The organism is Microvirga tunisiensis, from assembly GCF_009296175.1.
Classification (GTDB): Bacteria; Pseudomonadota; Alphaproteobacteria; order Rhizobiales; family Beijerinckiaceae; genus Microvirga; species Microvirga tunisiensis.
On the sequence record NZ_VOSK01000916.1, the window covers coordinates 1 to 740 of the forward strand.

General features: G+C 68.6%; 1 protein-coding gene. It reads right to left on the minus strand.

Going from position 1 to position 740, the window contains the following annotated elements; translation table 11 throughout:
• A partial coding sequence (locus tag FS320_RS44495; RefSeq protein WP_152718794.1) for an IS110 family RNA-guided transposase occupies positions 1-740 on the minus strand: 740 nt, incomplete at both ends.

Genomic DNA, 740 nt, shown 5'->3' on the forward strand with positions numbered 1-740 from the left:
GTGGTGACCACGGTCTGGCGCTTGCCAGCGGCCATCAGCCGGCGATAGCGCGCGCACAGCCGCACCTGCGCCTTCCAGGCAATCGCCCGCACGATTGCTGGCAAGCCCTTCTGGCGCTCCTGCAGCAAGCGGCTCATCCGGGCCGGAAAGCGATAGGTCCAGGCACCTTCAATGAGAACCCGACGCACTCTCGCGTTGCCCGCTTTGGTGATGCGGCCCCGCCGCACCCGCTCGCCGGTCGAGCTCTCGCACGGCACCAGGCCGAGATAGGCCATGAGCTGCCGCGGGCTGTCGAAGCGGCGCACATCGCCGATCTCGGCCACAAAGGTGACGGCGGTCAGCAGCGCCACGCCGCGCAGGGCCTGATACGCCTCGACCACCGGCGCCATCGACCAGGTCGCAACCACCTCAGCGACTTGCTGGGTCAGCCGGTCCAGGCGGGCTTCGGCCTCCTCGATCGCCTGCCGGTATTCGCGCAGGACCAGATACTGAGCCGGATGTTCAAAGATGAGTTCGGCAAGCCAGCGGGCATGCGCCCGGGTCCAAGGTTGGCGGCCGGGAAAGATCTGCCCATGACGCAGCAGGAAGGATTGCAGATGCTGGCGCTTCTCGCGCAGATCTGCCATGGCGGCCTCCCGCGCCCGCACCAGTTCTCGCACCGCCTCATGGCCCGGATCCGGCACCCAGATGGCAGTCAGCTCGCCGGCCCGGTGCAGCCGGGCCAGGGTGAGGGCATCGCG